The sequence below is a fragment of the Acidimangrovimonas sediminis genome (assembly GCF_002871005.1).
GTDB lineage: Bacteria > Pseudomonadota > Alphaproteobacteria > Rhodobacterales > Rhodobacteraceae > Acidimangrovimonas > Acidimangrovimonas sediminis.
In genome coordinates, this window is record NZ_PHSN01000001.1 from 354,045 (window position 1) to 381,039 (window position 26,995).

Annotated in this window: 29 protein-coding genes; 11 read left to right on the forward strand and 18 right to left on the reverse strand. The window is 68.3% G+C overall.

The features are described 5' to 3' along the window. Positions 1-564, forward strand: coding sequence for an outer membrane lipid asymmetry maintenance protein MlaD (gene mlaD / locus CVV76_RS01555; RefSeq protein WP_102222845.1), 564 nt, complete (start codon positions 1-3; stop codon positions 562-564). After that, positions 561-1,511, forward strand: a complete 951-nt coding sequence (locus tag CVV76_RS01560) for a DUF2155 domain-containing protein (protein WP_233192662.1) — start codon at positions 561-563, stop codon at positions 1,509-1,511. Before mlaD ends, CVV76_RS01560 begins: the two co-directional genes overlap by 4 nt. Here the strand turns inward: CVV76_RS01560 and aat are convergent. Then, positions 1,475-2,113 carry a leucyl/phenylalanyl-tRNA--protein transferase gene (gene aat / locus CVV76_RS01565; protein ID WP_102222846.1) on the reverse strand — a complete coding sequence of 213 codons (639 nt, stop codon included), beginning with the start codon at positions 2,111-2,113 and terminating at the stop codon, positions 1,475-1,477. The two genes, CVV76_RS01560 and aat, sit on opposite strands and share 37 nt — an antisense overlap. Positions 2,114-2,225: 112 nt before the next feature. Here aat and CVV76_RS01570 point away from each other — a divergent pair, with 112 nt between their 5' ends. Then, the gene (locus tag CVV76_RS01570) at positions 2,226-2,930 is read left to right on the forward strand and encodes a class I SAM-dependent methyltransferase (RefSeq protein WP_102222847.1); all 705 of its coding nucleotides are present in this window, start codon (positions 2,226-2,228) and stop codon (positions 2,928-2,930) included. Between the two features lie 166 nt (positions 2,931-3,096). Here CVV76_RS01570 and accC read toward each other — a convergent pair whose 3' ends face one another. After that, the gene (gene accC / locus CVV76_RS01575; protein ID WP_102222848.1) at positions 3,097-4,449 is read right to left on the reverse strand and encodes an acetyl-CoA carboxylase biotin carboxylase subunit; all 1,353 of its coding nucleotides are present in this window, start codon (positions 4,447-4,449) and stop codon (positions 3,097-3,099) included. Between the two features lie 10 nt (positions 4,450-4,459). After that, a complete protein-coding gene (gene accB, locus CVV76_RS01580; RefSeq protein WP_102222849.1) occupies positions 4,460-4,954 on the reverse strand; it encodes an acetyl-CoA carboxylase biotin carboxyl carrier protein in 495 nt (164 codons plus the stop codon). A 302-nt stretch (positions 4,955-5,256) separates the two neighbouring features. Here accB and CVV76_RS01585 point away from each other — a divergent pair, with 302 nt between their 5' ends. Both CVV76_RS01585 and preA read left to right on the forward strand, forming a co-directional pair. Further along, the gene (locus tag CVV76_RS01585; RefSeq protein WP_102222850.1) at positions 5,257-6,612 is read left to right on the forward strand and encodes an NAD(P)-dependent oxidoreductase; all 1,356 of its coding nucleotides are present in this window, start codon (positions 5,257-5,259) and stop codon (positions 6,610-6,612) included. 24 nt (positions 6,613-6,636) lie between these two features. After that, complete coding sequence (preA, locus tag CVV76_RS01590) at positions 6,637-7,935, forward strand: NAD-dependent dihydropyrimidine dehydrogenase subunit PreA (RefSeq protein WP_102222851.1); 1,299 nt, start codon at positions 6,637-6,639, stop codon at positions 7,933-7,935. Positions 7,936-8,041: 106 nt separating this feature from the next. On the opposite strand, the gene CVV76_RS01595 is transcribed toward preA, so the two are convergent. Together CVV76_RS01595 and CVV76_RS01600 are read right to left on the reverse strand one after the other, a co-directional pair. Then, a complete protein-coding gene (locus CVV76_RS01595) occupies positions 8,042-8,788 on the reverse strand; it encodes a hypothetical protein (protein WP_102222852.1) in 747 nt (248 codons plus the stop codon). 67 nt (positions 8,789-8,855) lie between these two features. Beyond that, positions 8,856-9,518: a TetR family transcriptional regulator C-terminal domain-containing protein gene (locus tag CVV76_RS01600; protein WP_102222853.1), complete on the reverse strand. Its 663-nt coding sequence runs from the start codon at positions 9,516-9,518 to the stop codon at positions 8,856-8,858. 155 nt (positions 9,519-9,673) lie between these two features. Here CVV76_RS01600 and CVV76_RS01605 point away from each other — a divergent pair, with 155 nt between their 5' ends. Continuing rightward, entirely contained in the window at positions 9,674-10,327 is a 654-nt protein-coding gene (locus CVV76_RS01605; protein WP_102222854.1) for a sulfotransferase family 2 domain-containing protein, read from the forward strand. 111 nt (positions 10,328-10,438) lie between these two features. Here CVV76_RS01605 and CVV76_RS01610 read toward each other — a convergent pair whose 3' ends face one another. From CVV76_RS01610 to CVV76_RS01650, 9 genes are all read right to left on the reverse strand, one after another. Further along, positions 10,439-12,637, reverse strand: a complete 2,199-nt coding sequence (locus CVV76_RS01610; RefSeq protein WP_102222855.1) for a 3-hydroxyacyl-CoA dehydrogenase NAD-binding domain-containing protein — start codon at positions 12,635-12,637, stop codon at positions 10,439-10,441. After that, entirely contained in the window at positions 12,634-13,104 is a 471-nt protein-coding gene (locus CVV76_RS01615; RefSeq protein ID WP_102222856.1) for a cupin domain-containing protein, read from the reverse strand. The genes CVV76_RS01610 and CVV76_RS01615 overlap by 4 nt, the downstream gene beginning before the upstream one ends. Continuing rightward, positions 13,104-14,315 carry an acetyl-CoA C-acetyltransferase gene (locus CVV76_RS01620; protein WP_102222857.1) on the reverse strand — a complete coding sequence of 404 codons (1,212 nt, stop codon included), beginning with the start codon at positions 14,313-14,315 and terminating at the stop codon, positions 13,104-13,106. Before CVV76_RS01620 ends, CVV76_RS01615 begins: the two co-directional genes overlap by 1 nt. Positions 14,316-14,326: 11 nt before the next feature. After that, positions 14,327-14,953, reverse strand: a complete 627-nt coding sequence (locus CVV76_RS01625; protein ID WP_102222858.1) for a glutathione S-transferase family protein — start codon at positions 14,951-14,953, stop codon at positions 14,327-14,329. 361 nt (positions 14,954-15,314) lie between these two features. Continuing rightward, positions 15,315-16,457: an acyl-CoA dehydrogenase family protein gene (locus tag CVV76_RS01630; RefSeq protein WP_102222859.1), complete on the reverse strand. Its 1,143-nt coding sequence runs from the start codon at positions 16,455-16,457 to the stop codon at positions 15,315-15,317. A 59-nt stretch (positions 16,458-16,516) separates the two neighbouring features. Then, positions 16,517-16,729, reverse strand: a complete 213-nt coding sequence (locus tag CVV76_RS01635) for a hypothetical protein (protein ID WP_102222860.1) — start codon at positions 16,727-16,729, stop codon at positions 16,517-16,519. Between the two features lie 61 nt (positions 16,730-16,790). Beyond that, entirely contained in the window at positions 16,791-18,566 is a 1,776-nt protein-coding gene (locus CVV76_RS01640) for an acyl-CoA dehydrogenase C-terminal domain-containing protein (RefSeq protein WP_102222861.1), read from the reverse strand. Between the two features lie 176 nt (positions 18,567-18,742). Then, positions 18,743-19,147 carry a MerR family transcriptional regulator gene (locus CVV76_RS01645; protein ID WP_102222862.1) on the reverse strand — a complete coding sequence of 135 codons (405 nt, stop codon included), beginning with the start codon at positions 19,145-19,147 and terminating at the stop codon, positions 18,743-18,745. Positions 19,148-19,338: 191 nt separating this feature from the next. Beyond that, a complete protein-coding gene (locus tag CVV76_RS01650) occupies positions 19,339-19,731 on the reverse strand; it encodes a MerR family transcriptional regulator (RefSeq protein ID WP_102222863.1) in 393 nt (130 codons plus the stop codon). Positions 19,732-19,944: 213 nt separating this feature from the next. Between CVV76_RS01650 and CVV76_RS01655 the strand changes: the two genes are divergently transcribed. The 3 genes from CVV76_RS01655 to CVV76_RS01665 are packed head-to-tail and all read left to right on the forward strand — an operon-like array spanning position 19,945 to position 22,281. After that, positions 19,945-20,466, forward strand: coding sequence for a PaaI family thioesterase (locus CVV76_RS01655; protein WP_102222864.1), 522 nt, complete (start codon positions 19,945-19,947; stop codon positions 20,464-20,466). Beyond that, positions 20,463-20,984, forward strand: coding sequence for a PaaI family thioesterase (locus tag CVV76_RS01660; protein WP_102222865.1), 522 nt, complete (start codon positions 20,463-20,465; stop codon positions 20,982-20,984). The genes CVV76_RS01655 and CVV76_RS01660 overlap by 4 nt, the downstream gene beginning before the upstream one ends. Beyond that, positions 20,977-22,281 (forward strand): MATE family efflux transporter, encoded by a 1,305-nt coding sequence (locus CVV76_RS01665; protein WP_102222866.1) that lies wholly within the window; start codon positions 20,977-20,979, stop codon positions 22,279-22,281. The genes CVV76_RS01660 and CVV76_RS01665 overlap by 8 nt, the downstream gene beginning before the upstream one ends. 45 nt (positions 22,282-22,326) lie before the next feature. Here the strand turns inward: CVV76_RS01665 and CVV76_RS01670 are convergent, their stop codons facing one another. Then, complete coding sequence (locus CVV76_RS01670; protein ID WP_102222867.1) at positions 22,327-23,217, reverse strand: LysR family transcriptional regulator; 891 nt, start codon at positions 23,215-23,217, stop codon at positions 22,327-22,329. A 172-nt stretch (positions 23,218-23,389) separates the two neighbouring features. On the opposite strand from CVV76_RS01670, the gene CVV76_RS01675 reads away from it, so the two are divergent. Together CVV76_RS01675 and CVV76_RS01680 are read left to right on the forward strand one after the other, a co-directional pair. Continuing rightward, complete coding sequence (locus tag CVV76_RS01675; RefSeq protein ID WP_102222943.1) at positions 23,390-24,343, forward strand: aldo/keto reductase; 954 nt, start codon at positions 23,390-23,392, stop codon at positions 24,341-24,343. A 144-nt stretch (positions 24,344-24,487) separates the two neighbouring features. After that, a complete protein-coding gene (locus tag CVV76_RS01680; protein ID WP_102222868.1) occupies positions 24,488-25,237 on the forward strand; it encodes a sulfite exporter TauE/SafE family protein in 750 nt (249 codons plus the stop codon). A gap of 8 nt (positions 25,238-25,245) precedes the next feature. On the opposite strand, the gene arsC is transcribed toward CVV76_RS01680, so the two are convergent. The 3 genes from arsC to CVV76_RS01695 are packed head-to-tail and all read right to left on the reverse strand — an operon-like array spanning position 25,246 to position 26,980. Next, on the reverse strand, positions 25,246-25,596 hold the full coding sequence (gene arsC, locus CVV76_RS01685; protein ID WP_233192663.1) for an arsenate reductase (glutaredoxin): 351 nt from the start codon (positions 25,594-25,596) through the stop codon (positions 25,246-25,248). After that, positions 25,587-26,645: a quinone-dependent dihydroorotate dehydrogenase gene (locus CVV76_RS01690; RefSeq protein WP_102222869.1), complete on the reverse strand. Its 1,059-nt coding sequence runs from the start codon at positions 26,643-26,645 to the stop codon at positions 25,587-25,589. The genes arsC and CVV76_RS01690 overlap by 10 nt, the downstream gene beginning before the upstream one ends. Beyond that, positions 26,642-26,980 (reverse strand): DUF952 domain-containing protein, encoded by a 339-nt coding sequence (locus CVV76_RS01695; RefSeq protein ID WP_102222870.1) that lies wholly within the window; start codon positions 26,978-26,980, stop codon positions 26,642-26,644. Before CVV76_RS01695 ends, CVV76_RS01690 begins: the two co-directional genes overlap by 4 nt. Positions 26,981-26,995 lie beyond the last annotated feature (15 nt).

A 26,995-nucleotide genomic window follows, 5' to 3' on the forward strand; every position in this document is an offset into this window, starting at 1 on the left:
ATGGCATCCGAGAACACCACCGAGATCTTCGCGGGCGGCGCCGTGCTGGCCATCGCCATCGCCTTCCTGGTCTATGCGGCCGGGGCGACCGGGCTGACCCAGACCACGGGCGGCGGCTATGACCTGCATGCCTCGTTCCGGTCGATCGAGGGGATCAGCCCCGGCGCCGACGTCAAGCTGGCGGGGGTCAAGGTCGGGCGGATCACCTCGATCACGCTCGATCCCAAGACCTACCGTGCCGACACCACGATCCAGATGAACAAGGGAATCGTGCTGCCCACCGACAGTGCTATCCTGATCTCGCAGGACGGTCTTCTCGGCGGCAGCTATGTCGAGATCGTGCCCGGCGGGTCGCTCGACAACCTCAAGCCGGGGGGCGAGATCACCGACACCCAGGGCTCGGTCAGCCTGATCTCGCTGCTGATGAAGTTCGTGGGCGGAGATTCCTCCGGTTCCAGCTCGGGCGGGGCGAAGGCCGGGGCCGGATCGGACGACCCGGCCAGCCTGGGTGGCGGCAGCGTTGGCGGCAGCGACGGGACGGCGAGCGGAGGGGCCTCGAAATGAGCCTTGGCGGCGGGACGGCCGCGCGCTGGGGGCTGCTCGGGGGCCTGATGGTCGCGCTGATCCTCGGCGCGGCGGGGCAGGCGGTTTCGCAGACCTATTCGAACGGCGGCCCGCAGCCCGGCGACCAGGGCATCGGCGCGCCGCTGCCGTTCCCGGGCCGGGGGCCAAGCACCGACGGCATGACCATCGGCCAGCAATCAGGCCAGCAATCTGGGCAGCAGACGGGCGATCAGGGTAGCGGCCAGCTGGATGGGCAGGCGCCGGGCCAGTCGGCGGGCCCGTCGGGGTCGCAGGCGGTCAGCCCGGAAACCGGTAGCGCGATCAATCAGGCGGTCGGCAGCGCGCTCGACCAGGCGATCGACGGCCAGGGAGCCCAGGGAAGCCAGGGTTCCCAGGGAGATCAGGGCACGCAGGCGCAGGCCGTTCCCGGCGTTGGTCAAGGGCTGGGGAATGGGGCTGGCACCGCGACCGGTGGGACGGGTCAGAACGGGACGGGCCAGGGTGCTGTGGGTCAGAGTTCTGCGGGCCAGAATGGGACCGGCCAGGATTATTCGGGGCAGGGCGGCTTCGTCAGCGACGGCAGCGGCCTGGGCCATGTGACGAACAATTCCGGCCCGGCACAGCAGGGGCCGCGCGACGAGACGGTGAAGGTTGCGCAGGCCAAGGGCGGTGTGGTGCGCTGGCTCGACAAGGTGTCGGGCCAGACGATCGACATCCCGCTGCAGGACGGCCAGTCGAAACAGGCGGGCCGTCTGACGATCAAGATGACCCAGTGCCGCTATCCGGTCGATGACCCGGCGTCCAACGCCTATGCCTATCTGATCATCCGCGACAGCCAGGTCGACAAGCCGATCTTTCAGGGCTGGATGATCGCTTCAAGCCCCGCGCTCGACCCGCTCGACAGCCCGCGCTACGACGTCTGGCTGCTGCACTGCACCACCTCCTGAGGCGCGGGCTCGCCCTCCACGGCATCGAAATCGGCCGATTGGCCGAGCGCCGCGGCAAGGCGCTCCTGATAGGCGGCGCGGCTGATCTCTATCCCGCCGAGGCTGGCGAGGTGCTCGGTCAGGAATTGCGTGTCGAACAGGGTGAAGCCGCCAGCCCGTAGCCTGTGCGTTAGGTAGGCCAGCGCGATCTTCGAGGCATCGGTGCGGCGCGAGAACATGCTCTCGCCGAAGAAGGCCGCCCCCAGCGTGACGCCGTAGACCCCGCCGACCAGCGACTCGCCCTCCCACACCTCGAGGCTGCGGGCATGGCCGGCGCGAGCCAGCGCCAGCGTCAGGCGGACGATTTCGGGGTTGATCCAGGTCTCGTCGCGTCCGGCGCAGCCCTCCAGCACGCCGGGCAGATCGCGGTCGGTGGTGATCCGGAAGGGGCGGCGCAGGATCCGGCGGCGGAGCGAGCGCGAGATGTGGAACGCCTCAAGCGGCAGGATCCCCCGACGCCGCGGGTCGATCCAGCGCAGGTCCTGCGCATCGCGAGATTCCGCCATCGGGAAGATCCCGAGCGCATAGGCCTGCAGCAGCATTTCGGGCGTCAGCCCCCGCATCGCGCGCTCCTTCAACATCACCTCGCAACCCGCCCTGTCCGCTCATGAATTAGAGCTTTGAGAACCCGGCCCGAGAAGGCAGATTGAGGCCCGTAGTGCGAGAGGGGACACCATGGGCTTTTTCGATTTCATCGCCGAGATGGAGGCATACCGCAACCACAACCAGCCGGTTGCGCGACTGAACGCGCGGCATGCGATGATCGTCGAGCCGTTCGCCGCCGACCTGAAGGGGGCGCGGGTGCTTGATCTGGCCGCGCATGACGGGCGCTGGTCCTACGCGCTGGCCGGCGCGGGGGCGGGGCAGGTGGTGGGCGTCGAGGCGCGGCAGGAGCTGATCGACATCTTCCCCAGCTTCCCGGACCCGGCGCTGCGGTCGAAGGTGGAGCTGCGCTGCAACGACCTTTACGACGAACTGGATGCCGAGGCGAAGCGGGGCGAACGCTATGACGTCGTGGCGGTCTTCGGCATCCTCTACCATCTGATGGACCATTTCCGCCTGTTCCAGTCGATCCGCAAGCTGGGCCCTAAGCTGGTGATCGTCGACAGCGAATTCATGCGCCGCCCCGGGCCGATGATCCAGTTGGTGAAGGAGCGGACGGACAATGTGCTGAACGCCGCGCCGCAGATCGAGGGGCAGGAGGTGGCGGTGAAGGGTGTGCCGTCTTTCAAGGCGATGGAGGTGATGGCCGAGGTGCTGAACTACCGTATCGACTGGGTCGACTGGGACGCGGTGCCAGAGGGGCGGCGCAAGGGCGTGATGGATTATTACCGCGACACCGACATGCGGCGGGGGACCTGCGCGCTGCGGCCGCTCTAAAGGGGGCCAGGTGCGGGCGCCGGAGTGGGTGCGTTGAATCGCACCCTAGGGGCCTCGGGGGTGGCGGAGCATCTCGGCGGATCCCGCGAGAATGCCGCAAAAGGGAAAGGGCGCGGCAGGTTTGCCCGCCGCGCCCCTTTGCGAATGTCGTGAAAGTGATCGGGCCTCAGGCCTTGCCGTAGTGGCTGGCCAGCCATTTCTCGAGCCAGTGGATCGAGTAGTTCCCTTCCAGGATGTCCTTTTCCTCGAGCAGGTCGTGGAACAGCGGAACCGTGGTTTCGATGCCGTCCACGATCAGCTCTCCCAGCGCGCGCTTGAGACGCGCAAGCGCCTCGGGACGGTCGCGGCCATGGACGATCAGCTTGCCGATCAGGCTGTCGTAATAGGGCGGGATCGAATAGCCGGAGTAAAGCGCCGAATCCATCCGCACGCCCAGGCCGCCGGGGGCGTGGAACATGTTCACCTTGCCCGGGCGGGGGGCAAAGTCCGGCACCTTCTCGGCGTTGATCCGGACCTCGATCGCGGCGCCGTTGATCGTCAGCTCGTCCTGCTGGAACGACATCGGCAGCCCGGCGGCAACCCGGATCTGTTCGCGCACCAGGTCGACGCCGAAGATCGCCTCGGTCACCGGGTGTTCCACCTGAAGGCGGGTGTTCATCTCGATGAAGTAGAACTCGCCATCCTCATAGAGGAATTCGATCGTGCCGGCGCCGGCATAGTTGATCTCGGCCACGGCGTCGGCGCAGATCTTGCCGATGCGGGCGCGTTCCTCGGGAGTGATGGCGGGGCCGGGGGCCTCCTCGAACACCTTCTGGTGACGGCGCTGAAGCGAGCAGTCGCGCTCACCCAGGTGCACCGCCTTGCCCTTGCCGTCACCGAAGACCTGAATCTCGATGTGGCGCGGGCGCTGAAGGTACTTCTCGATATAGACTTCGTCGTTGCCGAAGGCGGCCTTGGCCTCCGACCGGGCGGTGCGGAAGGCACGGTCCATCTCGGCATCGTCGCGCGCCACCTTCATGCCGCGGCCCCCGCCGCCGGCGGTGGCCTTGATGATCACCGGATAGCCGATCTCGGCCGCCACCTTCATCGCAGCCGCCACGTCCGGCACGCCGCCGTCCGAGCCGGGCACCACCGGGATGCCCAGCCGCTTGGCGGTTTCCTTGGCGGTGATCTTGTCGCCCATGATGCGGATGTGTTCCGCGGTCGGGCCGATGAAGGTGATGTGGTGGTCTTCCAGCACCTGCACGAAGGCCGCGTTCTCGCTGAGGAAGCCGTAGCCCGGGTGAATCGCCTCGGCGCCCGAAATCTCGCAGGCCGAGACGATGGAGGCGATCCGCAGGTAGCTGTCGGTCGAGGAATTCGGCCCGATGCAGACGCTTTCATCCGCCATGCGCACGTGCATCGCGTCGGCGTCTGCGGTGGAATGGACGGCGACCGAGCGGATACCCATCTCGCGGCAGGCGCGGATGACGCGAAGCGCGATCTCGCCCCGGTTGGCGATCAGGATCTTCTCGAACATCGCGCGCGCCTCACTCGATGATGACGAGGGGGGCGCCGTACTCGACGGGGCTGCCGTCCTCGATGAGGATGCGCTTCACGGTGCCCGCACGCGGCGCGGGGATGTGGTTCATCGTCTTCATCGCCTCGATGATCAGAAGGGTATCGCCTTCCTTGACCTGCGCGCCGGTGGTGATGAAGGCCGCCGCGCCCGGTTCGGGCGCGAGGTAGGCCGTGCCGACCATCGGCGAGGTTACCGCGCCCGGATGCTGGGCCGGATCCTCATGCGCCGGCGCCGTGGGGGCCGGAGCTGCCGTCGGGGCCGCCGTGGGGGCGGAGGCCGCCACCGCGACCGGCGCGGGGGCCGCGGTTGTCACTACGGTCGCCTGCTTGGTCACGCGGACGTTGAGGCTGTCGTTGTCGCCGTATTCGCGCTTGACGCTCAGTTCCGTCAGCTCGTTGGCGTTCAAAAGCTCGGCGAGGGCCTGGATGAAGGCCACGTCGCTGTCATGGGTTTGCTTGGTCATGCCGTCCTCGGTCGGTCTTTGCTGCCCGTCTCGTGCAGGCCTGTGCCTGGGATTGGGCGCTTATACGCCAGCCCGCCGGGGGTGAAAAGCGCCTCTTTGCCCGGCCGCTCCTGTCGTTCCTGTCGGTGCCGGTGGCCGAAGATTGCCCATTTCGCGGGCAATTTCCATGCGGAATCGTGCAGAGGGCGGCCAAAATGCCGGAAATCGCCCCGCGACCTCCGGCGTCAAAAAATTTACCGTTTGATAAAAAATAGCGGCCGTGGCAGCGTTTCTTCAAAACTGATGTCCAAGGGAGAGACACGTTGTCCAATACCCAGCTCACCCCCGGCGTGGTGCCGGGCCGCCTGGCCCGGGGGGCCTATGGCGACAATTTCGCCGACATGGCGCCGCCTCTGGATGCGCATGAGGCGGCGGTGGCGGCGGACCGCTGCTACTTTTGCCACGACGCGCCATGTACGGTGGCCTGCCCGACCTCGATCGACGTGCCGCTGTTCATCCGCCAGATCGCGACCGGCACGGCCGAGGCCGCGGCGAAGACGATCCTGTCGCAGAACATCCTCGGCGGGATGTGCGCCCGGGTCTGCCCGACCGAGACACTGTGCGAGGAGGCCTGCGTGCGCGAGGCGGCCGAGGGCAAGCCGGTGGAGATCGGGCGGCTGCAGCGGTTCGCGACCGACCGGCTGATGGCGAAGGGTGCGATGCCCTTCGCGCGGGCGGCGGCGACGGGCAGGCGGATCGCCGTGGTGGGGGCGGGGCCCGCGGGCCTGTCGGCCGCGCACCGGCTGGCGATGCTGGGGCACGACGTGACGCTCTATGACGGGCGCGAGAAGGCGGGTGGCCTGAACGAATACGGCATCGCCGCCTACAAGGCGGTGGACGATTTCGCGCAATCCGAGGTCGCCTGGCTGATGCAGATCGGCGGCATCACCGTGAAGACCGGCCAACGGCTGGGCCATGAGCTGAGCCTGGAGGGGCTGAGCGGCAACTTCGACGCGGTCTTCCTCGGGATCGGCCTCACCGGGGTCAACGCGCTTCGGGCCGAGGGCGAGGAGAAGAGCCACGTGCGCGACGCGGTCGACTTCATCTCGGAACTGCGTCAGACGGGCGATCTGTCGGCGCTGCCGGTCGGGCGCGACGTGGTGGTCATCGGCGGCGGCATGACCGCGGTCGATGCTGCGGTACAGTCGAAGCTGCTGGGGGCCGAGCATGTCACCATGGTCTACCGCCGGGGTGAGGCGCAGATGGGCGCGTCGGAGTACGAGCGGGAACACGCGGCGTCCAAGGGGGTGCGGATCATCACCGGCGCGGCGCCGGTCCGGGTGATCGGCGAGGGCGCGGTGACGCATGTCGAATTCGCCTATACCGAGGAGGGGCCGGGGGGCCTGACGCTGACCGACCACACGTTCCGGCTGAAGGCCGACCAGGTATTCAAGGCGATCGGCCAGACGCTGGAGGGCGTGCCGGAGGGGCTTCATCTAGCGGGGCGCAAGATCGCGGTGACGGGGCCGGGGCGGACCTCGGTGAAGGGGGTCTGGGCCGGGGGCGATTGTGCCCAGGGCGGCGACGACCTGACGGTGACCGCCGTGGCCGAGGGCCGCGATGCGGCGATGGACATTCACGCGGCCCTGATGGGGCACCAGGCGGGGGCGGTGCGCTGAAGCGCGCCCTACGGGAGATCTGAGATGGCTGATCTGACAAGCGACTTCGTGGGGATCAAGTCCCCGAACCCGTTCTGGCTGGCCTCCGCGCCGCCGACCGACAAGGAATACAACGTCCGCCGCGCGTTCGAGGCGGGGTGGGGCGGCGTGGTCTGGAAGACCTTGGGCGAGGCGGGCCCGCCGGTCGTCAACGTGAACGGCCCGCGCTACGGCGCGGTCTACGGGGCTGACCGGCGCCTTCTGGGGCTGAACAACATCGAGCTGATCACCGATCGCCCGCTTGAGGTGAACCTGCGCGAGATCAAGGCGGTCAAGCGCGATTATCCCGATCGGGCTCTCGTCGTGTCGATCATGGTCCCTTGCGAAGAGGCCGCGTGGAAGGCGATCCTGCCGCTGGTCGAGGAGACCGGCGCCGACGGGATCGAGCTCAATTTCGGCTGCCCGCACGGGATGAGCGAGCGTGGCATGGGGTCCGCCGTCGGGCAGGTGCCGGAATATGTCGAGATGGTCGCGCGCTGGTGCAAGGCCAACACCCGGATGCCGGTGATCGTGAAGCTGACGCCGAACATCTCGAACATCCTGATGCCGGCCGAGGCGGCGCAGCGTGGTGGCGCAGATGCCGTCAGTCTGATCAACACGATCAACTCGATCACCTCGGTCGACCTCGACCTTTTCGCACCGGAACCCACGATCGACGGCAAGGGCTCGCACGGCGGCTATTGCGGCCCGGCGGTGAAGCCGATCGCCCTGTCGATGGTCTCGGAAATCGCGCGGCATGCGGAGACGCGCGGCCTGCCGATCAGCGGCATCGGCGGGGTGACCACGTGGCGCGACGCGGCAGAGTTCCTGGCGCTGGGGGCGGGCAACGTGCAGGTCTGCACCGCGGCCATGACCTACGGCTTCAAGGTGGTGCAGGAGATGATCTCGGGCCTGTCCGACTATCTCGATGCCAAGGAGATGGCGCTGTCGGATCTGGTGGGGCGCGCGGTGCCGAACGTCACCGACTGGCAGTACCTCAACCTCAACTACGTCACCAAGGCGCGGATCGACCAGGACGCCTGTATCAAGTGCGGGCGCTGCTATGCCGCCTGCGAGGACACCTCGCATCAGGCGATCTGGATGAAGGAGGGTCGGGTATTCGAGGTGAACGACGCCGAATGCGTGGCCTGCAACCTCTGCGTCGACGTCTGCCCCGTCGAGGATTGCATCACCATGGAACGGCTGGAGCAGGGCGCGACCGACCCGCGCACCGGGCGCGTCGTAGGCGATTATGCCAATTGGACGACGCATCCCAACAACCCCTCCGCCACCGCGGCGGAGTAAGGCCTGCCCCTCCTCCCCTCCGCATGCCGCCCGTCCGCATGCCTCTCCTCGGCGGCGCTTCCTGCCGTCGGGGCCTGCGGGGGATCGCGGGGGAAGGGCCCTTGGCTCAGGTCGCGCGGGGCGGGGTCGACGCGGCCCCGGCCTGAGGGGGGGCCGGCGCGGCGCGGGGGGAGGGCGCGGTCTTCTCGCTCCGTGCCGTCGTGCCGTCGCCTTCGGGCCGCGCCCCGCTGCGGGGCTCTGCCGAAGACTGGCTGGACTGTCTTCCCGAGGTCTGCCACGCGAACGCCTGACCAGCCGACCCCTGAGTTACCCCTTGAGTTTCCGCGTGAGCTTCCTGGGCGGGGGCCGGCGCGATCCCGGCTTGGGTGTAGCCCTGCGCCTGCGCCCGGGCGAGGGCGATGCGCAGGTCGGTCTCGATCTCGAGGATCGAGGCCTCGAACGAGGGCGGAGGGCCCGCCGGGGTATCCTCGCGCAGGGGTGGGGCCGGGGTGTTTGCCGCCGTCGGAGGGCATGCGCTGCCCGCGCTTGAGGGACTGCCTCCACCCGAGGCCCCGCCCGAAGTGTTGCGGCTGCCCGCGGGGCCGGCCGTCCGCCCCGCAGCTGCGGCGGTATGGGCCTGATCCTGCGAGTCAGCCATCTCGCCCGTCCTGCCGCCCGTCTTTCTGTCCGAATCGGTGCCCGCCCCGGTGCCCGCTCCGGTTCCGGCCCCGGCCGAGCCGCCATTGTCGGCGCGCGCACGGTCGGCGCCTCCCGCAGAGGGCACCGCGTTCGCCACCATCGGCCGCGGCAGATGCGTCAGGTCATGCGCCAGGCGCACGCCGGCGATCGGGCCCAAGCCCGTGAAGTCCACCATCACTCACGTCCTCCGGCAAAGGAGACACCCCCACGGGAAACCCTAGACCGCGAGTGCTGACGAAAGATTAACGCGGATCGGCGGCCTTCGGGGTGAGCGCGCCGCGGTACAGGTGATCGAGGAAGGCCATGGCGCCGTCATGCGTCTCCTCGGGTGAGGCCTTCAGGATGCCGCGCACCTGTACGTCGAAATCGGCGTAATGCTGGGTGGTGGCCCAGATCGAGAAGATCAGGTGGTGGGGATCGACCTCGGCCAGCCGCCCCTCGGCGCTCCATCCGCGGATCAGCGCGGATTTCTCGGCCACCAGCTCGGCCAGCTCGCCGGTGATGCTGTCCTGGATCCGCGGCGCGCCCTGTAGCACCTCGTTGGCGAAGAGGCGCGATTCGCGGGGATAGTCGCGGCTGAGCTCCAGTTTGCGGCGGATGTAGCCGAGGATCTCCTCGACCGGCGCGCCGGCCGGGTCCATGGCGCGCAGCGGCGCAAGCCAGAGATCCATGAGGCCGGCCAGAAGGGTGACGTGGATCGCCTCCTTCGATGCGAAATAATAGAGCAGGTTGGGTTTCGACAGCCCCGCCACCTCGGCGATCTGGTCGAGCGTGGCGCCGCGGAAACCGTATTGCGAAAAGACCTCGAGCGCGGCGTCGAGGATGGTCTTGCGGTTGCGACGCTGGATCCGGGTGCGCAGCGGGCGCGCGCCGTCCTCCGCCGCGATCCTGGGCCTGTCGTTCATGGGGGCTCCGGCTCGGCTGGGGGGACATTTTGCCCCGGATGCGGCGCGAGGCAAAGCGCGAAAGCGGCGGGCCGGGGTGTAGGGTGCGTTTAAACGCGCCCTGCCGGCGCATCCTCCTCTTTACCGCGGGGGGCGGCCGGGCCAGTGTCGGCGTCATGATCATCTCGCGCGGGCGCCGCTACATCTTCGTCCATATCCCCAAGACCGGCGGCACGGCATTGTCGCTGGCGCTGGAAGACCGGGCGATGAAGGACGACGTCCTGATCGGCGACACGCCCAAGGCGCGCACCCGGGCGCGGCGGCTGAAGGGCGTGCAGGCCCGGGGGCGGCTGTGGAAGCATTCGACCCTGGCCGATATCGAGGGGCTGGTGACGGCCGAGGAGATCGCCGAGAGCTTCGTCGTGACGCTGGTGCGCAACCCCTGGGACCGGATGGTCAGCTATTACCATTGGCTGCGCGAACAGGGATGGGACCATCCGGCGGTGCGGCTGGCGAAGGCCGAGGATTTCGCGGGGTTCGTGGCCCATCCGCTGACTGCGCAGACCTTTCAGCTCTGGCCCTATGGCGCCTATGTAAGGGCGCCGGACGGGACGGAACATTGCGATCTGTTCGCCCGGCTCGAGCATCTCGACGCGGATCTCGCGCCGTTCGAGGCGCATCTGGGGGTCGCGCTTACGCCGCTGCCGCGGGCCAATGCCTCGGCGCGGGCGCGGGACTGGCGGGGGTACTACGACGACCGGACGCGGGAGATCGTGGGCGATCTTTGTGCCGCGGATATCGCGCGGTTTGGGTATGCGTTCGACGGGTAGGCGCAGGGTGGAGAGGGCGGGGGGCTATCAGCCCCCGTCGCCAGTGTCACTCGGACCGGGGGCGTGACACTGGCGCCCCCCCGAGAGTATTTTCGCCAAGATGAAGGGGGATCAGGCGGCTTTGGCTGCAGGGGCGAAGCGGGTGTAGAAGCTGTCGCCCTTCTCGGCCATCTCGCGCAGGAGTTTGGGCGTCGCGAAGCGTTTGCCATAGCGTTCGGTCAGCGCGTCGCAAAGCTCCACCGCGCGGGGGGCGCCGAGCATGTCGAGCCAGCTGAGCGGGCCGCCGGACCAAGGCGCGAAACCCCAGCCGAGGATCGCACCGACGTCGCCTTCGCGGATGTCCATCAGCACGCCGTCCTCCAGCGCGCGGACGGCCTCCAGCACCTGGGCAAAGAGCAGGCGGTGCTGCACCTCGGTCACGTCAGGCTGGTTTTCGGCCACCGGGTATTGCGCGGCGAGGCCGTCCCAGAGGCCGGTGCGCTTGCCCTTCTCGTCATAGGCGTAGAAGCCCGAGGCGGATTTGCGGCCGAGGCGGCCCTGATCGTACATCCAGAACAGCACGGCATCCACCGCGTCGTCTGGGTAGGCGTCGCCCATTGCGGCCTTGGTGGCCTTGGCGATCTTGACGCCGAGGTCGATCGAGGTCTCGTCCACCAGCTGCAAGGGGCCCAACGGCATGCCCACCAGTTTCGCGGCGTTCTCGATCAGCGCGGGTTCGATCCCTTCGGCCACCATGCGCACCCCTTCGTTGATGTAGGGGATGATGCAGCGGTTGGCGTAGAAGAAGCGCGCGTCGTTGACGACGATCGGCGTCTTGCGGATCTGGCGGGCGTAATCCAGCGCCTTGGCCACCGCGCGGTCACCGGTCTGTTTGCCCTTGATGATCTCGACCAGCGCCATCTTGTCGACGGGCGAGAAGAAATGGATGCCGATGAAGCCTTGGGCATCCTGCGCGGCCTTGGCCAGCTCGGTGATCGGCAGGGTCGAGGTGTTGGTGGCAAAGATGCAGTCGGCCCCGACCACGGCCTGCGCCTGGGCCGTCACCTCGGCCTTGACACCCGGGTCCTCGAATACCGCCTCGACGATCAGGTCGCAGCCCTTCAGCGCGGCGTAATCGGTGGTGGGGGTGATCTTGTCCAGAAGCTCGGCCTTCTTCTCGGCGGTCGAGCGGCCGCGCGAGATCGCCTTGTCCATGAGGCCCTCGGAATAGGCCTTGCCCTTATCCGCGGCCTCCTGTTTCGCGTCGATCAACACGACCTCGATGCCGGCGCGGGCGCTGACATAGGCGATGCCCGCGCCCATCATGCCGGCACCGAGGATACCCACCTTGGCGACCTGCTGGTCGGGCACGTCCTTCGGGCGCACCGCCCCCTTCTCCAGCGCTTCCTTGTTGAGGAAGAGCGACCGGATCATCGCCGAGGACGAGGGGTTCATCATCACATGGGTGAACCAGCGCGCCTCGATCTTCAGCGCGGTGTCGAAGGGAACCATTGCGCCCTCGTAGACCGCCGACAGCAGCGCCTTGGCCGCTGGATAGACCCCTTGGGTTTTGCCGTGGACCATGGCGGCCGCACCCACGAAGGTCATGAAGCCCTGCGGGTTGTAGGGGGTGCCGCCGGGCATCTTGTAGCCCTTCTGATCCCAGGGCTTGACGCAATCGGCATCCTTGGCGTTCAGCACCCATTCCTTCGCGGCGGCGACCGGGTCGGCGACCACCTCGTCGATGATGCCGGCCGATTTCGCCTTCTTCGGCTCGCTCAGCTTGCCTTCCAGAAGGAAAGGCGCCGCGCCCATGGCACCCAGCTTGCGCACGAGGCGGGTGGTGCCGCCCGCGCCCGGGAAGATGCCGACCATGATCTCGGGCAGGCCGATCTTGGCCTTGGGATTGTCGGCGGCAAAGATCCGGTGCGTCGACAGCGGCAGCTCAAGCCCGATGCCGACGGCGGTGCCGGGCAGGGCGGCGGCGATGGGTTTCGCGCCCTTCAGCGTCTTCGGGTCCATCCCCGCGCGTTCGATCTTGCGCAGCACGCCGTGCATCATCATCACGCCGTCGAAGAGGCCGCGGGCCGGCTCATCCCCCGCCTCGGCCTTCATCTTGGCCAGGACGTTCAGGTCCATGCCCCCGGCGAAATCCTTCTTTCCGCTCGTGATGACGATGCCCTTGACGCTGTCGTCGGCCAGCGCGGTGTCGATATGGGCGTCAAGCTCCTTGAAGCCTTCGAGGCTCATCACGTTCATCGACTTGCCGGGTACGTCCCAGGTGATCACGGCGACGCCGTCGGCGCCCTTGTCATAGTGGAATTCGGTCATTTGTCCTCTCCCTCTTGCGGGTAGGGGGTTCCGTCCAGATGCGTGTACCCCTCGGGCGTCGCCAGAAGGTCGAGGCCCGGATAATGGCAGATGTTGTGCGCCTGACGGCCGCCCGCGATCAGGTATGTCGCGGGCGCGTCGGTATGGTTTCGCAAGGTGTGGGCGACTTGGTCGTTCGCCTTCCAGCAGCAGAAATCGCCGGGGTGAAGGACCGTCTCCGTATCGTCCTCGACCACGGTGAGCGAGCCTTCCAGCAGGAAGCAGAACTCGTCCTCGTGCTCCTCCCAGTGCTGCTGGCTCGACTGGCGGCCGGGATGCAGCGTCTCCAGCGCGATGCCGAACTGCGTCAGGCCGCCGGCATTGGTCAGGTGGCGGTAATGATAGCTGCCGCGCCCGAGGTTGAAGGGCGCCGGGTAGTTCGAGACATGCTCGACCTCCGGCGCGCTGCCCTTGCGGAAGACGGCCATCAGACGCGCTCGATGATCGTGGCGGCCCCCATGCCGGACCCGATGCAGAGCGTGGCGAGGCCCACCTCCTTGTCGGTCCGCTCCAGCTCGTCCAGCAGCGTGCCGAGGATGATCGCGCCGGTCGCGCCCAGCGGGTGGCCCATGGCGATCGCGCCGCCATTGACGTTCACCTTGTCCATGTCGGCCTCGAAGGCCTGCTGGAAGCGCAGGACCACGGCCGCGAAGGCCTCGTTCACCTCGAAGAGGTCGATGTCGGAAAACGCCATGCCGCTTTCGCGCAGGATCTTCTCGGTCACCGTCACCGGGCCGGTCAGCATGATCGTCGGATCGGTGCCGATCTTGGCGGTGGAGCGGATCCGGGCGCGGGGCGTCAGACCGTATTCCTTGCCGAACTCCGCGTCGCCCACCAGAACGCCCGCGGCGCCGTCGACGATGCCGGAGGAGTTGCCGGCATGGTGGACATGCTCGATCCGCTCCAGATGCGGATATTTCATGATCGCCACCTTGTCGAAGCCCGGCATCTGCTCGCCGATGTCCTTGAACGACGGCTTCAGCGCGCCCAGCGTCTGCATGTCGGTGCCCGGACGCATGTATTCGTCATGCGACAGGATCGGCAGGCCGTTCACGTCGCGCACGGTCATGACGGAGCGCTTGAACCGGCCCTCCTCCCAGGCCCGGGCGGCGCGCTTTTGGCTTTCCACGGCCAGCGCATCGGCATCGTCACGGGAAAAGCCGTATTCGGTCGCGATGATGTCGGCACCGATGCCCTGCGGCACGAAATAGGCCTTCATCGCGATCTCCGGATCGGCGGCGATCGCGGCGCCGTCCGAGCCCATGGGCACCCGGCCCATCATCTCGACGCCGCCGGCGATATAGGCATGCCCCGACCCGCCGCGGACCTGGTTCGCGGCCATGTTCACCGCTTCCAGACCCGAGGCGCAGAAGCGGTTGATCGAGACGCCCGGAATCGATTCGTCGAGATCCGAAGCCAGCACGGCCGTCCGCGCAAGGCAGCCGCCCTGTTCCATCACCTGGGTCACGTTGCCCCAGATCACGTCCTCGACCGCGTGCCCGTCGAGGTTGTTGCGCGCCTTGAGTTCGTTCAGCACCGAGGCTGACAGGCGCGCGGCGGTGACCTCGTGCAGCGCGCCGTCCTTGCGGCCCTTGCCGCGCGGGGTGCGGATCGTGTCGTAGATGTAAGCGTCGGTCATGTGGTCCTCCTTCACGCCCGGTCGGCCGGCGAGCCGGGCATCATCTCATAGGGATGCTTCCACCCCGGCAGGGCCGCGATGCGGTCGAGCCAGGCGTCGATGGCGGGGAAATCCTTGCGGTCGAACCCCCAGGGTTCGGGGTAGTACAGGTAGCCGCAGCATGCGGTGTCGGCGAGGGTGGGTGCATCTCCCACCATCCAGTCGCGGTCACTAAGGTGACCCTCCAGCGTCTTGAGCGCCGACATCACCCGGCCCGAGAGGAACCTGATCGCCTCGGGTGGCCGCTTCTCCTCGGGCAGGAAGTTCATCAGGAAGCGCAGGCTGCCCTGCTGACCGCTGCCCTTCTGCGCGTCCCAGAACATCCAGCGCAGGATTTCGTTGCGATCGCCTTGCATGAGCTTGCCGGTCTTCTCGGCGACATGCAGCTGGATCACGCAGGACTGGGTCAGCGTCAGGTCCCCCTCGACGAAGACCGGCGCCTCGCCCATCTCGTTGAGCTCCCGGAACGCGGGGCTGCGGCTCTCGCCGTTGAAGAAGTCGACATAGACGGGCGCCCAGTCATAGCCGGCCAACGCCATCGTCAGCGCGGCCTTGTAGGCGTTCCCGGATTCCCCGAAGCAGTAGAGCTTGGCAGTCATGCGCACCTCCCGAATGTCGCGTGTGTGGCCGGGGGCGGAGCGGGGGTTTCACACCCCCGCACCCCCGTGGAGTATTTGAACAAGAAAGAAGGGGCGCAGTTACGGTTCGTTAACCGCGATGAGGTCTGCTTTGTCCCACGGTACAGGCTGGAGAGCCGATGACCGTCAAGGAAGAAGCCCCGCCGCGCGTCTTGCGTTCCGTCTGACGGTCGGGCGCTGCGGCGGGGTGGATCGCAAGCTGCCCGCGTAAGTTTCCAGGGCCCGAAGACGCTCTTTGCTTCTTTCTTGCCGAAATACTCCACGGGGGTGTGGGGGTGTGAAACCCCCACGCCTTTCCCTGCCGATTGCCCCGATGCCCGGTTCATTGGAAGGACCTCGCGATCAGCTCTTTCATGATCTCGTTCGTCCCGCCATAGATGCGCTGCACCCGGGCGTCCGTCCACATTTCCGCCACGTCGTATTCCTGCATGAAGCCGTAACCGCCATGCAGCTGCAGGCAGGCGTCGAGCACCTCGCCCTGCATATCTGTCAGCCAGTACTTCGCCGCCGCCGCGCGTTCGACCGAGAGCTGCCCCTCGAGATGTTCCGCGATGCACTGGTCGAGGAAGGCGCGCGCGGCCCAGGTCTTGGCCTGGCATTCGGCGAGCTGGAAGCGGGTGTTCTGGAATTGCGTCAACGGCCCGCCGAAGGCCTCGCGCTCCTTGCAATAGGCGAGGGTGCGCTCCACCGCGCCCTCCATCGCGCCGACCGCGCCGCAGCCGATGATCAGGCGTTCCTGGGGCAGCTGCTTCATCATCTGGTAGAAGCCCTGGCCTTCGGTCCCGCCGAGGAGGTTCTCGGGCGGGATCTCGACGTTGTCGAAGAAAAGCTCGGACGTGTCGGCCGCGTGCATGCCGATCTTGTCGAGGTTGCGCCCGCGCGAGAAGCCCAGCGCGCCGTCGGTCTCGACCACCATGAGCGACATGCCCTTGGAGCCCTGCGACGGGTCGGTCTTGGCGGCCACGATGATCAGGTTGGCGTGCTGACCGTTGGTGATGAAGGTCTTCTGCCCCGTCATCCGGTAGGCGTTGCCGTCCTTCACCGCCCGGGTGCGGATGTTCTGCACGTCCGACCCGGCGGAGGGTTCGGTCATCGCCAGCGCGCCCACCATCTCGCCCGAGACCATGCCGGGCAGCCAGCGCGCCTTCTGTTCCTCGGTGCCATAGGCGAGGATGTAGTGGGCCACGATGCCGGAGTGGATCGGGTGGCCCCAGCTGGCGAGGTTGGCGCGCGAGGCCTCGGCGATGATCACCGCCTCATGGCCGAAATCGCCGCCCGCGCCGCCATAGCCTTCCGGGATCGAGGGGCAAAGGAGCCCCAGCGCGCCGGCCTGGTTCCAGGTCTCGCGGTCCATGATCCCGGCCTTGCGCCAGCGCGCGAAGTGCGGGCGCCATTCCTCGGTCAGGAACTTGCGGGTCATCTCCGACAGCATCTCGTGCTCGTCGGTCATCCAGCGCGGTCGCATCTTGTCCTCCCCCAAGTGTCCCCCAAATGTCGCGTGGTCCCCGGCGCCGGGCCGGGCCGTCACCGCTTCCTGTCGTCGAGCTCCGCGTTGAAGAGCCGCAGGCGGTGGGTCAGGTTGTCCTCGTCCGTCACGCTGTCGAAATGCTCGAACAGGAACGACAGCGCCTCGCCCTCGTCGAGCCCGGCCTCGCGCGCGAAGCGCTTGAGGCGGCGATAGCCGTCCTCGGTCATCGAGACCGGGAAGCGGCGGGTCAGGCGAAAGCGTTTCGGCATCCTCTCCTCCGGGTTGGGGGCCGGGGTTCCCCGGCGCCCCGCCTTGTCTCCGGGGGCGAGCCTAGAACGCCTCGGCGTCGAGCGCCATGACCGGATCCGCGCCGCTTTCGATCCGCGCGAGGTGCATGGCGCAGGCCGGCAGCTGGCGGGCCATGTAGTAGCGCCCGGTGGCCAGCTTCGCCTCGTAGAAGTCGCGGTCCGAGGCACCGGCGTCGAGCGCCGCATGGGCGGCCTTCGCCATCCGCGTCCACATCAGGCCAAGGCAGACATGTCCCATCAGGTGCATGAAGTCGTAGGAGCCCGCCAGCGCCGCGTTCGGGTTCTTCATGCCGTTCTGCATGAAGAACATCCCCGCCGCCTGAAGCTGCTTCGACGCGGCCTTGAGCGGGTCGGTGAAGCCCTTCATCCGCTCGTCACCGTCGTGCGCCTTGCACTCGGCCTTCACCATCTCGAAGAAGGCCATGACGTGCTTGCCGCCGTCGGCCGCCAGTTTCCGCCCCACGAGGTCGAGCGCCTGGATCCCGTTCGCGCCCTCGTAGATCATCGCGATCCGGGCGTCGCGGGCAAATTGCGACATGCCGCCTTCCTCGATGTAGCCGTGCCCGCCCCAGACCTGCTGGGCCTGCACCGCGCCCTCGAACCCCTTGTCGGTGAGGAAGCCCTTGATCACCGGCGTCATCAGCGACACGAGGCCGTCGGCGTCCTTGTCGCCTGCGCGGTGGGCGCGGTCGATCAGGCTGGCGCCCCAGAAGGTGAAGGCGCGGGCGCCCTCGACGAACGACTTCTGGTCCATCAGCATGCGGCGCACGTCGGGGTGGACGATGATCGGGTCGGCGGCCTTATCGGGCTCCTTCGCGCCGGTCACGTCGCGGCCCTGCAGGCGGTCCTTGGCATAGGCCAGCGCGTTCTGGTACGCCGCCTCGGCCACGGCGTAGCCCTGCAGGCCCACGCCCATCCGCGCCTCGTTCATCATGGTGAACATGTTGCGCATGCCCTTGTGCAGCTCTCCCACGAGCCAGCCCTTCGCGCCATCGTAGTTCATCACGCAGGTGGCGTTGGCGTGGATGCCCATCTTCTCCTCGATCTTGCCGACCGAAAGGGCGTTGCGGTCGCCGAGCGAGCCGTCCTCGTTCACCAGGAACTTCGGGACCACGAAGAGCGAGATGCCCTTGGTCCCCTCGCCGCCGCCGGGGGCTTTCGCCAGCACCAGGTGGATCACGTTGTCGGCCAGGTCATGGTCGCCCGCCGAGATGAAGATCTTCTGCCCTGTGATCAGGTAGGACCCGTCGTCCTGAGGTTCCGCCTTGGTGCGGATCTGGCCCAGGTCGGTGCCGCAATGCGGCTCGGTCAGGTTCATCGTGCCGGTCCAGTCGAGCGAGACCATCTTGGGCAGGTAGGTTTCCTTCTGCCCCTGCGAGCCGTGGGCCAGCAGCGCCGAGATCGCGCCGTGGGTCAGGCCTTGGTACATGTTGAACGCCATGTTGGCCGAGACGAAGATCTCGCCCACCGCGGTGCCCATCACGTAGGGCAGGTTCTGGCCCCCGAATTCCTCGGGCAGGTCGAGCCCGTTCCAGCCGCCTTCCTTCAGCGCCTCGAACGCCTCCTTGAAGCCCTTGGGCGTGGTCACCACGCCGTTTTCCAGCCGGCAGCCCTCCTGGTCGCCTGACAGGTTCAGCGGCGCGAGCACGTCGGTCGCAAGCTTGCCGGCCTCGTCGAGGATCGCTCCGGTCATGTCGCGGTCGATGTCCGCATAGCCCGCGACGTCGCTCTCGGTGACGCGCAGCACGTCGTGAAGCAGAAACTGCATGTCCTTGGTGGGGGCAATGTAGACGGGCATTCGCTCTCTCTCCCTTCGTTCGCGGCACGCGAGGGGGCGTGCGGCTCGATCCTCTGTACCTCGCCCCGGAGGGGCGGTGCTTTTCTCGCCCCGGAGGGGCGGTGCCTGATGCGCCCGGAGGGGCGGTCTTTCGCGTGCCCCGCTGGGGCGGCGCTCGACTGGCGCCGGAGGGGGCGCTACTGGGCGGCGTCGCGGCTGGCGGCCCTGGCCAGTTCCTGTTCGCCCCACGACAACTGGTCGCGCAGTTCGGCAATCGCCTCGCCCAGCTCGGCCTGCTGACGCTCCATCTGCGCCAGACGCTCGCGCGCCTTCTCGACGGTGCGGGCCAGCTGCTCGGTCTGCACGCCGCTGCGGTCGTACATGTCCAGCAGCTGGCGGATATCCTCGAGCGAGAAGCCGAAGCGCTTGCCGCGCAGGATCAGCTTCAGTCGCCCGCGGTCCTGCCGCGTGAACAGCCGCTTCTGGCCGTCGCGGATCGGGAACAGCAGCTCCTTCGCCTCGTAGAACCGCAGGGTGCGCGGCGTCACCTCGAAGGAATCGCACATCTCGCGGATCGTCATCAGGTCTTCGTTCGTCGTCATCAATTCATCTCCCGGTCGCCCATTGTGGCATCGGCAGGTCGCCCTGTCCGGGCCGCGCTTGCAAAGGCAACCCTGGGTCTGGCCCGTGAGATGCAATCTAGGGCTGCAGTTTACAAGTGAAGTTGACGTTAGCGTAAAGATAACGTGACGTCACGGCCGGGCTGACCGAACGTCAGCCGATTCCCGCCGGTTCAGGCCGGTTTGCGCGGTGCTCCTTCGGCAGCCAGCCGCCGGGTCTCCTCGCGCAGGGCGCGCAGGTCCTCGATCGTGGCATCCAGCTCGCGGCGCTGGGTTTCCAGCGCGGCCAGCTGGCGGTCGGCCATCTCGACGAACACCTCGAACTGCGGGACGGAGCCCTTCTCGTCGTAGAGCTCCAGCCACTGGCGCATTTCCTCGAGCGAGAAGCCGAAGCGCCGGCCGCGCATGATGAGGGTCATGCGCGCCACTTCGCGCGGGGTGTAGAAGCGCGCGCGGCCGTCGCGGATCGGAGAGAGTAGTTCGATGTATTCATAGTAGCGAAGGGTGCGCGGGGTGACGTCGAACTTCGCACACATCTGCTTGAAACTGATCGGGGTATCGCCCATGCCCGCCTCCGTGATCCGGCCATAACCTAGGCCGGGCGCGCGGTGGGTTCAATGCAGCTGAGAGGCAGCTGAGGCGCAATCGAGGAGTGGCCGGACGGCAAGTGTGTCGGGCAGGGGGCGCTCGAACGCACCTTGGGGGTCGGGGCGCATCGGGGCTTGCGGCGGGCGGCGCGGCACGCGAAGAACGGGGGGAAACAGCGGGAAGTGTGCGACATGACGGGCGGCGACGACACGGCGGACGGCGCGGCGAGCGGCGGGCCCAATGGAGGGCCGAATGACGGCACGCCCGAGAACCGGGCACGGTTCGCGCGCCAGTTCATCGAGGCGATCCCCCATGCCCGGGCCCTCGGCATGCAGCTCGACGAGATCGGCAACGGTGTCGCGGTGATCTCCATGCCCTACGACGCGCGGCTCGTGGGCGACCCGGCCACCGGGGTGATCCACGGCGGCGCGGTCTCTGCGTTGATGGACACGGCCTCGGGCGCCGCGGTGATGTCCCACCCCTCCGCCCCCGGCGCCACCGCTACGATCGACCTGCGGATCGACTACATGCGCGCCGCCACCCCCGGGCAGCGGATCACCGCGCGGGCCGAATGCTACCACATCACCCGCTCGGTCGCCTTCGTGCGCGCCAGCGCGACGGACGACGATGCGGGCCGCCCGGTCGCCGCCGCCACCGGCAGCTTCACCGTCGAGCAGCCGCAGGCCGGCCGGAACGGGGAGACCGGGGCATGAGCCGTCCGCGCCCCGAACCCGTGCAGGTCATCAAGCAGCGCCGCGATGCCGTCCTGCGCGCGCTGGCCGAGGGCATTCCCTATGCCAAGTTCCTCGGCATCAGCTTCGATCGCCGGGGAGATGAGCTGACCGCGATCCTGCGCTATGACGACAAGCTGATCGGCAATCCCTTCCTGCCAGCGATCCATGGCGGTGTCACGGCCGCCTTTCTCGAGACCACCGCGATCGTCGAGCTGAGCTGGTCGATCCTGTGGGAGGCGATGGAGCGCGGCGAGATCGACCCCGTCAACCTCGATCCCGCCAGGCTGCCGCGGCTGCCCAAGACCATCGACTTCACCGTCGACTACCTGCGCTCGGGCCTGCCGCGTGACGCCTATGCGCGGGCGCGGGTGAACCGCTCGGGCCGGCGGTACGCCAGCGTCCATGTCGAGGCCTGGCAGGACAACCGCTCGCGCCTGATCGCGCAGGCGACCGGGCATTTCCTGATGCCTGCGCGGGACGCGATCGGGGATGGCTGACATCACCCACCGGCGGGTCCTGAAGATCGCGCTGCCCATCGTCGTGTCGAACGCCACCGTGCCGATCCTCGGCGCGGTCGACACCGGGGTGGTCGGGCAGATGGGGCTTGCCGCGCCGATCGGGGCGGTCGGGGTGGCCGCGGTGGTGCTGTCGTCGGTCTACTGGATCTTCGGATTCCTGCGGATGGGCACCTCGGGCATGGTGGCGCAGGCCCATGGCGCCGGCGACGTGCCCGAGACCGGTGCCATCCTGATGCGCGCCCTGCTGACCGGCTGGGGCGCGGGGCTGATGTTCATCGTGTTGCAGTTGCCGCTCTTCTGGCTGGCCTTCAAGGTCGCACCCGCCTCGGCCGAGGTCGAGGCGCTGGCGCGCCAGTACCTTGCGATCCGGATCTGGGGCGCGCCCGCGACGATCTCGATCTACGCCGTCACCGGCTGGCTGATCGCGCTGGAACGAACCCGGGGCGTGCTGGCAATGCAGGTCGCGATGAACGCGCTGAACGTGGGTCTCGATCTGTGGTTCGTGCTCGGCCTCGGCTGGGGTGTCGAGGGGGTGGCCGCGGCCTCGCTTATCGCCGAGTGGACCGGGCTGGCCCTCGGGCTGTGGTTCTGCCGCGGCGCCTTTGGCGGCGACCAGTGGCGCGACTGGGCGCGGGTGTTCGACCGGGCGCGGCTGAAGCGGATGATTTCGGTCAATACCGACATCATGCTGCGATCGCTCCTGCTGCAGGGGTCGTTCACCGCCTTCGTCTTCCTCGGGGCAGGGTTCGGCGATGTCACGCTGGCCGCCAACCAGGTGCTGATGCAGTTCATCGAGATCACGGCCTATGCCCTCGACGGCTTTGCCTTCGCCGCCGAGTCGCTGGTGGGCCAGGCGGTGGGCGCGCGGGCGCCCGGCAGGATCCGCCGCGCCTCGGTCGTGTCGTCGCAATGGGGCGTGATGGCGGCACTGGTGCTGGCGGCGGTCTTCTGGTTCGCGGGGCCCGCGCTGATCGACCTGATGGCCAGGGCCCCCGACGTGCGCGGGACGGCCCGGGTCTTCCTGCCCTGGGCCGCGTTCATCCCGATCGTCAGCGTGGCCAGCTACATGTTCGACGGCATCTTCATCGGCGCCACGCGGACCGCGGCGATGCGCAACGCAATGGCGGTGTCGGTGGCGGTCTATGCCGTGGCGCTGGCGGTGCTGATCCCGGCCATGGGCAACCACGGCCTCTGGGCCGCGCTTCTGGTCCTGAACGGCCTGCGCGCGCTGACCCTCTGGCGCCGCTACCCGGCGCTGGAGCGGGCGGCGGCCTGACCGGGGGCATCGCGGCGCTGAAGCGGGGTGCCCGGGACAGGGGCTTCAATCCGCGCCGGAGAGTTCCGCCGAGAGGAAGTCGAGCAGCAGTTGCAGGCGCCTCGGCGTATGCACCCGGGGCGGCGTCACGGCGTAGAGGTTGCTTGCCTCCTGCGCGTAGCTTTCAAGTACCGTCTCCAGCCGCCCGGCCTTGATGTCATCTGCGATGTCGGTGTGGGACTTCATCACCACCCCGGCGCCGGCGATCGCCCACGCGCGCAGCGCCTGGCCGTCGTTGGCGCTGCGGTCGCCGCTGACCCGGACGCGGAAGCGTTGGCCGTTCTCGGTGAAGGGCCAGTTCGTCTGGGTCTCGCCGGGCAGGGCGAAGATCATGCAATTGTGCCCGGCCAGGTCGCGCGGATGTTCCGGCCGTCCATGCGCCTCCCAGTAGGACGGGGCGGCGCAGATGCACTTGCGGGCCCGCAGAAGCAGCCGCGCGCGCAGGTCGGAATCCGCCAGCGGCCCGGTGCGGAACGCAAGGTCGTAGCCGTTCTCGACCAGATCGACCAGGCTGTCGCTGAGGTAAAGCTGCACCGACAGGCCCTTGTGACGGCGCATGAAGGCGTCGATCAGCGGTGCGATGCGCTGGCGGCCAAGGTCGTTGGTCGCGGTGATCCGCAGGTGCCCGGTGACCGGCCCGCCATCGCGCACCCCCGCCATCGCCTCGTCGATATCGGCCAGGATCTGGCGGCTGCGCTCGGCGAAATCGCGGCCCTCGGGGGTCAGCGAAAGCTGTCGGGTGGAGCGCACGACCAGCTGGGTTCCCAGCCGTTCCTCGAGTTGCCGCAGGCCGTGCGACACGGTCGACGGCGCAACCCCCCAGAGGCGCGCAACCGCCGAAAGGCTGCCGGCGTCGACGATGGCGACAAGCAGGCGCATGAGCTTCGGATCGTCCATTTTTCGGTTCTATCGAAAGCTCCGTGCGATGCGAGGCCTATTTTTCCCCTGCCTCGAACTCTATCTCGACCGGGGGGGCGGCAAGGCCCCTGCCTGCGTGGTCCGGCCCGTCCGCCGCGCGGCGGAATGCCGCAAGACCGCCCCGAACCTGAAACAGCAAGGAGACGCAACCGTGACACCCCGGACCCTCGGCAAGACCGGAATGGAGATCGCCCCCGTCGTCTTTGGCGGCAACGTTCTTGGCTGGACCACGGACGAGGCCGCAAGCTTCCGCGTTCTCGACGCCTTCATCGACCACGGTTTCGACGCGATCGACACCGCCGACGTGTATTCGGCCTGGGTCGACGGCCACAAGGGCGGCGAATCCGAAACCGTGCTGGGCAAGTGGTTCGCCGCGCGCCCGGGCATGCGCGACAAGGTGAAGCTTTTCACCAAGGTCGGCTCCGACATGGGCGGCCCGGGCGAGAAGGGCCTGTCGAAGGACTGGATCCTGAAGGCGGTCGACCGGTCGCTGGCGCGGATGGGGGTCGAGACGATCGACCTGTACTTCTCGCACTGGCCCGATCCGTCGGTCGAGCATGCCGAGACGCTGGGCGCCTACCAGACGCTGATCGAGGCCGGCAAGATCCGTGCGATCGGCGCGTCGAACTACGATGCCGCGCTGCTGAGTGCCGCGCTCGAGGCCGCCCGGGCGGGGAACCTGCCGGCCTACGGCGTGGTCCAGCCGGAATACAACCTCTACGACCGGTCCGCCTACGAGGGGGCGCTGCAGACACTGTGCCTAAAGGAAGATATCGGCGTGGTGACCTACTTCAGCCTCGCCGCCGGGTTCCTGTCGGGCAAGTACCGCAGCGAGGCCGACCTGTCGGGTCGTCAGCGCGGCGGCATGGTGGGCAAGTACCTGACCGAGCGGGGCATGGCGATCCTCGACGTGCTCGAGGACGTGGCCGCGGGCCATGATGCCAGCCCCTCCGAAGTGGCGCTTGCCTGGATCCTCACGCGGGACGGCGTGACCGCACCGATCGCCAGCGCGACCTCGGTCGCGCAGGTCGAGAGCTTTGCGCGGGCCGCGTCGCTGACGCTGGGCGCGGAGGATCTTTCGCGGCTGAACGACGCCGGCGCCTGATCCGCCGGTCTTCGGGGTGGCGGCCCCCCGGGCTGTCGCCCCGACACCCCGTTTCCACCTCACCACCTCCTCCCTCAGGCGCCATGCGTGGCGCGCCCCTGCGGTGCGTCGCCTCCTCCCGCTTGACGTTTCCCGGGATTCCAGATGCTCGATACCCTTCTCCTCTTCCTCGCCGCGCTCATCGTCGGCGCGTCGAAGGGCGGCCTTGCCTCGGCCGCCGCCATCAGCGTGCCGCTGCTCGCGCTGTTCATGAACCCGGTGAAGGCGGCGGCCACGCTCCTGCCGGTCTACATCGTGACCGACTGGATCGGCGTGTGGCTCTACCGCAAGAACTTCTCGACGCGGAACCTGCTGATCCTGACGCCGTCGATCGTGCTCGGCGTCGCGATCGCCATGCTGATCACGCCCTACACGCTCGAATGGGCGCTTCTGGTCTTCACTGGGGCGATCGGCCTCTGGTATTGCGCCCGGGTCTGGCTCAAGCGTGGCGAGCCCGAGAAGAAGCCTGCCCGCGTCGTGCCCGGCATCTTCTGGGGCACGCTCACCGGCATCGCCAGCTTCATCACCCATTCCGGGGCGCCGCCGTCGCAGGCCTACCTGCTGCCGCAGAAGCTGCCGAAGCTGCAATTCGCGGGCACCGTGGCGATCTCCTTCGCCATCGGCAACCTGGCCAAGCTGCCGGCCTATTATGCCATCGGCCAGCTGGATGGCCTGCATTGGAGCTTGATCGCGGGTCTCGCCGTCGCGGGGATCGTCGGCACCTTCCTCGGGCGCTGGCTGACCTCGCTGCTGCCCGAGGGCGTCTACATGCGGACGATCCAGATCTTCCTGTTCATCCTGTCGTGCCTGCTTCTGGTGCGGGGCGGGCTGTCGGCCGCGGGCAAGCTGGGCTGAGCGGATGCTCAGAGGATCGCGGTGACCGCCTCGGGCGGGCGCCCGATCGCCGCGCGCGGACCGTTGAAAAGAACCGGCCGCTCGATCAGCTTCGGGTGCGCCGCCATCGCGTCGATGAGGCGGTCTTCGGCCGCGTCGCGGGTCAGCCCCAGCTCGGCGAAGAGCGCCTCCTTGGTGCGCACGAGACCGATTGCCGGCAGGTTGAGGGCCGCCAGCGCGGCGCGGATCTCCGCCTCGGTCGGCGGATCGTCGAGGTAGCGGCGGATCGTGGGCGCGAGGCCCCGGTCCTCAAGCAGCGCAAGCGCCTCGCGCGACTTGGAACAGCGCGGGTTGTGCCAGAGCGTCAGGGTCACAGCCAATCCTTCCGTCCCGTTCCCACCGCCTCGGCCACGCTGGCAAAGCCATCGCGGGCCAGCAGGGCGTCGAGGCCCCGCGCCACGCGCGCGGCGAGGCCGATCCCCTCGTAGACCATGGCGGTGTAAAGCTGCACCGCCGAGGCGCCCGCGCGGATCTTGGCATAGGCGTCCTCGGGCGTGGTGATGCCGCCGACGCCGATCAGCGGCAGCCGCCCCTCGGTCATCTGCGACAGCCGCGCCAGAACGCGGGTGGATTTCTCGAAGAGCGGCGCGCCGGAGAGGCCGCCCTTTTCCTGCGCATGCGGCCCGTGCAGGCCGCTCCGGTCAAGCGTGGTGTTGGTGGCGATCACCCCGTCGATACCCGAGGCCAGCGCCACCTCGGCCACGTCCGCAAGCTCCGCCTCGGCGAGATCCGGCGCGATCTTCAGGAAGATCGGGATCGGACGGGCCAGCGCGGCGCGGGTCTGCAGCACGCCGGCCAGCAGCGCCGACAGCGCGGCCTTGCCCTGCAGGTCGCGCAGCTTCTCGGTATTGGGGGAGGAGACGTTGACCGTCGCGAAATCCAGATGCGCGCCGCAGGCCGCGAGTACGGCCGAGAAATCGTGGGCGCGGTCCTCGCTGTCCTTGTTGGCGCCGAGGTTGAGGCCGATCACCGCTGCAGCGGGCCGGTGCGCCAGCCGTGCGGCGATCGCCGGGGCGCCGTCGTTGTTGAACCCGAAGCGGTTGATCGCGGCGCGGTCCGCGCTCAGCCGGAACAGCCGCGGGCGCGGGTTGCCGGGCTGCGGGCGGGGCGTCGCGGCGCCGACCTCGAGAAAGCCGAAGCCCGCACGGGCGAGAGGGGCGAGCGTGGTCGCGTTCTTGTCGAACCCCGCGGCAAGGCCCACCGGGTTCGGCAGATCGAGCCCGGCGAGCCGGGTGCGCAGCCGCTCCGAGGTGACGGTGCCGGGCAGCGGCACGAGGCCCAGCTGCAACGCCTTGAGCGACAGGCCGTGGGCCTGTTCGGGGTCCAGCCGGTGCAGCGCGGCGAGGCCCAGCCGCTCGACAGCGGTCACGGCACGCCCGCCGGGAAGATGTGCCCGGTGGCGCCCAGCGGCAGCGACTTGTCCCAGACCACCTCGTCCAGCGTCAGGGCGCGGTAGAGATGCGGGAACAGCGCGCCGCCGCGAGACGGCTCCCACTTCAGCGCGGGGCCGAGCTTGTCGGGATCGAAGGCCACGAGGACAAGGTCGCTCTCCGTCGCGAAATGCTTCGCGGCGGTCTCGGCGACCTGCGCGGCGGTCGAGAAATGGATGAAGCCGTCGGCCAGGTCGACCGGCGCGCCCAGCGTCTCGCCGGCCTTGCGGAATGCGTCCCATTCTGGGCGGCGGAAAATCTTGTAGATCAGCATGGGCAGGTCATGCCC

Coding starts and splice junctions, on each gene's coding strand:
- mlaD (WP_102222845.1), top strand. CDS start 1: ATGGCATCCGAGAACACCACCGAGATCTTCGCGGGCGGCGCCGTGCTG.
- CVV76_RS01560 (WP_233192662.1), top strand. CDS start 561: ATGAGCCTTGGCGGCGGGACGGCCGCGCGCTGGGGGCTGCTCGGGGGC.
- aat (WP_102222846.1), bottom strand. CDS start 2,113: ATGCGGGGGCTGACGCCCGAAATGCTGCTGCAGGCCTATGCGCTCGGG.
- CVV76_RS01570 (WP_102222847.1), top strand. CDS start 2,226: ATGGGCTTTTTCGATTTCATCGCCGAGATGGAGGCATACCGCAACCAC.
- accC (WP_102222848.1), bottom strand. CDS start 4,449: ATGTTCGAGAAGATCCTGATCGCCAACCGGGGCGAGATCGCGCTTCGC.
- accB (WP_102222849.1), bottom strand. CDS start 4,954: ATGACCAAGCAAACCCATGACAGCGACGTGGCCTTCATCCAGGCCCTC.
- preA (WP_102222851.1), top strand. CDS start 6,637: ATGGCTGATCTGACAAGCGACTTCGTGGGGATCAAGTCCCCGAACCCG.
- CVV76_RS01595 (WP_102222852.1), bottom strand. CDS start 8,788: ATGGTGGACTTCACGGGCTTGGGCCCGATCGCCGGCGTGCGCCTGGCG.
- CVV76_RS01600 (WP_102222853.1), bottom strand. CDS start 9,518: ATGAACGACAGGCCCAGGATCGCGGCGGAGGACGGCGCGCGCCCGCTG.
- CVV76_RS01605 (WP_102222854.1), top strand. CDS start 9,674: ATGATCATCTCGCGCGGGCGCCGCTACATCTTCGTCCATATCCCCAAG.
- CVV76_RS01610 (WP_102222855.1), bottom strand. CDS start 12,637: ATGACCGAATTCCACTATGACAAGGGCGCCGACGGCGTCGCCGTGATC.
- CVV76_RS01615 (WP_102222856.1), bottom strand. CDS start 13,104: ATGGCCGTCTTCCGCAAGGGCAGCGCGCCGGAGGTCGAGCATGTCTCG.
- CVV76_RS01620 (WP_102222857.1), bottom strand. CDS start 14,315: ATGACCGACGCTTACATCTACGACACGATCCGCACCCCGCGCGGCAAG.
- CVV76_RS01625 (WP_102222858.1), bottom strand. CDS start 14,953: ATGACTGCCAAGCTCTACTGCTTCGGGGAATCCGGGAACGCCTACAAG.
- CVV76_RS01630 (WP_102222859.1), bottom strand. CDS start 16,457: ATGCGACCGCGCTGGATGACCGACGAGCACGAGATGCTGTCGGAGATG.
- CVV76_RS01635 (WP_102222860.1), bottom strand. CDS start 16,729: ATGCCGAAACGCTTTCGCCTGACCCGCCGCTTCCCGGTCTCGATGACC.
- CVV76_RS01640 (WP_102222861.1), bottom strand. CDS start 18,566: ATGCCCGTCTACATTGCCCCCACCAAGGACATGCAGTTTCTGCTTCAC.
- CVV76_RS01645 (WP_102222862.1), bottom strand. CDS start 19,147: ATGACGACGAACGAAGACCTGATGACGATCCGCGAGATGTGCGATTCC.
- CVV76_RS01650 (WP_102222863.1), bottom strand. CDS start 19,731: ATGGGCGATACCCCGATCAGTTTCAAGCAGATGTGTGCGAAGTTCGAC.
- CVV76_RS01655 (WP_102222864.1), top strand. CDS start 19,945: ATGACGGGCGGCGACGACACGGCGGACGGCGCGGCGAGCGGCGGGCCC.
- CVV76_RS01660 (WP_102222865.1), top strand. CDS start 20,463: ATGAGCCGTCCGCGCCCCGAACCCGTGCAGGTCATCAAGCAGCGCCGC.
- CVV76_RS01665 (WP_102222866.1), top strand. CDS start 20,977: ATGGCTGACATCACCCACCGGCGGGTCCTGAAGATCGCGCTGCCCATC.
- CVV76_RS01670 (WP_102222867.1), bottom strand. CDS start 23,217: ATGGACGATCCGAAGCTCATGCGCCTGCTTGTCGCCATCGTCGACGCC.
- CVV76_RS01680 (WP_102222868.1), top strand. CDS start 24,488: ATGCTCGATACCCTTCTCCTCTTCCTCGCCGCGCTCATCGTCGGCGCG.
- CVV76_RS01695 (WP_102222870.1), bottom strand. CDS start 26,980: ATGCTGATCTACAAGATTTTCCGCCGCCCAGAATGGGACGCATTCCGC.